The sequence below is a fragment of the Streptomyces solincola genome, assembly GCF_002982015.1.
Lineage (GTDB): Bacteria > Actinomycetota > Actinomycetes > Streptomycetales > Streptomycetaceae > Streptomyces > Streptomyces solincola.
The window spans coordinates 1-3544 of sequence record NZ_PVLV01000381.1 but is presented as its reverse complement, the minus strand read 5'-3'; the positions used below and the strand labels follow the sequence as shown (position 1 = coordinate 3544).

Here is a 3544-nt window from a genome sequence, read left to right as displayed (position 1 = left end):
GCGGGGCCGGGCGCGCCGGAGGGGTTCGCCGCGCTGGCGTCGGTGGATCCGACGATCCGGCAGGACATCCGCTATGCCACCGGGCGGTCCTTCGTGGGCGTCCCGGTGGACGGGTACGCGGAGCCCGTCTGTCTGCTGACGCGGGCCGCGGCTCGGGCGCTGCGCGGGGCGCAGCGCGGGCTGCTGCGGACGGGGCTCTCGTTGAAGGTGTACGACTGCTACCGGCCGCAGCGGGCGGTGGACCACTTTGTACGGTGGGCGGGGGATCCGCTGGACCAGCGGACGAAGGGCGAGTTCTATCCGCGGGTGGCGAAGTCCCGGTTGTTCGCGGAGGGGTGGATCGCCGAGCGGTCCGGGCACAGCCGGGGGTCGACGGTGGACGTGAGCCTGGTGGAGCTGCCCGCCGGGGCGGGCCGGGCTCGGTCCGCGCGGCCTGGGGCGCCGTGTTTCGCGCCGCGGTCGGAGCGGTCGCCGGACGACTCGGTGGACATGGGCACCGGGTTCGACTGCTTCGATCCGCTGGCGCGGACGGCGGATCCGCGGGTCGGTCCGGGGCAGCGGGAGAACCGGCGGAAGCTGGTGGCCGCGATGGAGGCGGCCGGGTTCGTCAACCTGCCGCAGGAGTGGTGGCACTTCACCTACGCGGCCGAGCCGAATCCCGGCACGTTCTTCGACTTCCCGGTGTCGGGCGGCTCCCTGCGGCGGCGTTGAGGGGTTACCGTCACCCGCATGGAGGGACAGCAGCAGGAGCGGCGGTCGTTCGCCTCGTACGAGGAGTTCTGGCCGTACTACGTGGCGATGCACTCCAGGGCGGCGACGCGGTGGGTGCATCTGACGGGGACGCTGACGGGGCTGGCGGTCAGCGCGTACGGGCTGGCGCGGGGCCGCCCGCGGTATCTGGCGGCGCTGCCGCTCATCGGGTACGGGACGGCGTGGCCGGCGCACTTCCTGATCGAGGGCAACAACCCGGCCACCTTCGGGCACCCGGCCTGGTCGCTGCGCGGGGACGCGCGGATGATCCGGATGATGCTGGCCGGGCGGGACGCGGAGCTGGCCGAGACGGCGGCCAAGTGGCTGGCGGAACACGGCTGACGCGGGGGCGATGAGTCCGGTCGGCGCGCGGGGTGCGGTGGCGGGGAGCCGGGTGGGCGACGGGGCCGCCCCGGCGTTCGAGACGATCGGCTTCGACGGCGGCGGCCCCACCTGGTTGTTCCTGATCGTCAGCCCCCCCCGGAGGGCGCGAGCCCGCGGCGGCGGCGTGGCGGGTGTCGGTCAGGTGGCCGCCGGGGCGGGGAGCGCGTCGGGGCGCGGGGCGACCAGGGCGAGGGCGTGCTCGACGACGCTCGCCAGCACCTCCTTGACCGAGTCGCGGCTGCGGGCGTCGCACAGCATCAGCGGGACGTCGGGGTCCAGGTCGAGCGCGGACCGGACGGTGCCGTCGGGGTAGCGCGCGGCGCCCTCGAAGCAGTTGACGGCCACCGCGAACGGGATGGCGCGGCGTTCGAAGTAGTCGATGGCGGCGAAGCAGTCCTCCAGGCGGCGGGTGTCCGCGAGCACCACCGCGCCGAGCGCGCCCTGGGCGAGCTCGTCCCAGAGGAACCAGAAGCGGTCCTGGCCCGGGGTGCCGAACAGGTAGAGGACCAGGTCCTCGCGGAGGGTGATCCGGCCGAAGTCCATGGCGACGGTGGTGGTCGTCTTGGACTCCACGCCGCTCACGTCGTCCACCGGGCGGCCCGCCTCGCTGAGGGTCTCCTCGGTGCGCAGCGGACGTATCTCGCTGACGGCGCCGACCAGGGTGGTCTTGCCGACGCCGAACCCGCCGGCGACGAGGATCTTGAGCGTCACCGGTTCCACCGGCGGCCGCCTGGGGCCGGCCGGGGCCGGCCTAGAGCGCCCGAAGGCCATTGATCACCTCACGCAGAATGCTCACGTCCGGCAGTTCGGCCGGCGGGACGGGACGGGTGACGTGGACGAGCTCGTCGTCGACGAGATCGCCGACGAGGACCCGTACCACGCCGACGGGCAGGTCGAGGCAGGCGGCGAGTTCGGCGATGGACTGCGGCAGTTCGACGCAGCGCTCGACGATCTCCACGTGCTCCGGTGACAGGGTCTGGTCGCGGCCCGGGTCGTCGGCGGCGGCTTCCGGGACGACCAGTGCGATGAGGTCGAGCTTGTGGCGGGTGGCGGTGCTGGTGCGGCCGCGGGTCATCGCGTAGGGGCGGACCACGGGTCCGGCGTCGGCGTCGAACCAGTGCGAGGCGCCGGGCGGCCGGCGGTCGCCGGGGGCGTCCGCGGACGCGTCCGGGTACGGCGGGGCCGCGTGCGGGGCGCCGCCGGGCGGGCCCGCGGGTGCGCCGCCGCCGGACCAGGGGACGCCGGTGCGGGCCGTCGGGGCGGTCCAGGCGGCGCCCGGGCCGCCGCCCGGCGCGCCGTCCGTCCAGGGGCGGTCGGCGGGCCACGACGGGTCGGCCGGGCCGTCGCGGACGGTGTCCGCGGTCCACGGCTCACCGGCCGCGGGCGCGGTCCACGGACCGCCCGGCCCGTCGGGGCCGCCGGCGGGATTCCGCTGGTGCCGGCCGGGGGCCGGGGTGGCGTCGCGGGGGTCCGCCCCGCTTGCGTCACTCATGACATCTCCACTCACCCTCCGGTGTGCAGACCGGTCCGCGGGGCGGTCGCCAGGTGGGCGCCGACCCGCTTGACCATGAGCGTCATCTCGTACGCGACCTGGCCGACGTCCGAGTCGGCGTCCGCGAGCACGGCGAGGCAGCTTCCGTCGCCGGCGGCGGTGACGAAGAGGAACGCCTCCTCCAGCTCGACCACGGTCTGGCGGACCCGGCCGGCGTCGAAGTGCCGGCCCACGCCCTTGGCCAGGCTGTGGAAGCCGGAGGCCACGGCCGCCATGTGCTCGCCGTCCTCGCGGGAGAGGTCCTTGGAGGTCCCCGTCGCCAGGCCGTCGCTGGAGAGCACCAGGGCCTTGCGGATGGAGGCGACCCGGTCGACCAGCTCGTCGAGGAGCCAGTTCAGCTCCCCGGTGGAGCCGGCTGGGTTCCCTGCTGCGGCGTTCGGTGCGGTCATCGACCGTTCCCCTCCGGTGTGGTTCCTGGTGCGGTGGTTCCTGCTGCGGGCTCGTCGGCGCCGGTGGCGGGCGCCCGGTCCGCGGCGGCCGGCTCGGGGGCGGACTGCCGGCGGCCGCGCTGCCAGCCGCGCTGCATGGCGGCCATCCGGCTGCGGACCTCCTCGGCGTCGCGGTCGAAGTCGTCCGCCGCCGCGGCAGGCCGGTCCTGCGCCGCCGGTCGGTCGCCGCCGGTCTGCGGCCTGCGCAGCTGGGGCGCGAGGCTGGCCTGGCGGACCCGGCGGGGCAGTCCGGCGAGGAACGGCTGCCCGGGGGTCTGCGGGGCGGCGACGTCCCCGTCGCCGGCGGCCGGGACGGCGTCGTACGGGCGCGGGGCGCTGTGGTACAGGCCCGGGGCGGTGTCGTACCGGCCCGGGGCGGTGTCGGTGTGCGGCCCGGCGGGGGGGGGTGTGCACGGGGTGGTGCTGGTCG

At 76.0% G+C, this 3544-nt stretch carries 4 protein-coding genes and 2 pseudogenes; 2 read left to right on the top strand and 4 right to left on the bottom strand.

The window, feature by feature from the left end; translation table 11 throughout:
• On the top strand, positions 1–711 hold a 711-nt coding region (locus C6N75_RS22215), incomplete at its 5' end, for a M15 family metallopeptidase (RefSeq protein WP_105870668.1).
• An 18-nt stretch (positions 712–729) separates the two neighbouring features.
• Complete coding sequence (locus C6N75_RS22210; protein WP_105870667.1) at positions 730–1092, top strand: DUF962 domain-containing protein; 363 nt, start codon at positions 730–732, stop codon at positions 1090–1092.
• Between the two features lie 180 nt (positions 1093–1272).
• Here C6N75_RS22210 and C6N75_RS22205 read toward each other — a convergent pair whose 3' ends face one another.
• The 4 genes and pseudogenes from C6N75_RS22205 to C6N75_RS30865 all read right to left on the bottom strand — a co-directional run.
• Positions 1273–1905: a GTP-binding protein gene (locus tag C6N75_RS22205; RefSeq protein WP_105870666.1), complete on the bottom strand. Its 633-nt coding sequence runs from the start codon at positions 1903–1905 to the stop codon at positions 1273–1275.
• Positions 1886–2299: pseudogene (locus C6N75_RS22200) on the bottom strand (DUF742 domain-containing protein); the annotation flags it as partial. The pseudogene C6N75_RS22200 and the gene C6N75_RS22205, both read right to left, overlap by 20 nt.
• A 338-nt stretch (positions 2300–2637) precedes the next feature.
• Positions 2638–3075, bottom strand: coding sequence for a roadblock/LC7 domain-containing protein (locus tag C6N75_RS22195; RefSeq protein WP_105870665.1), 438 nt, complete (start codon positions 3073–3075; stop codon positions 2638–2640).
• A pseudogene (locus C6N75_RS30865) lies at positions 3072–3544 on the bottom strand (histidine kinase); the annotation flags it as partial. The pseudogene C6N75_RS30865 and the gene C6N75_RS22195, both read right to left, overlap by 4 nt.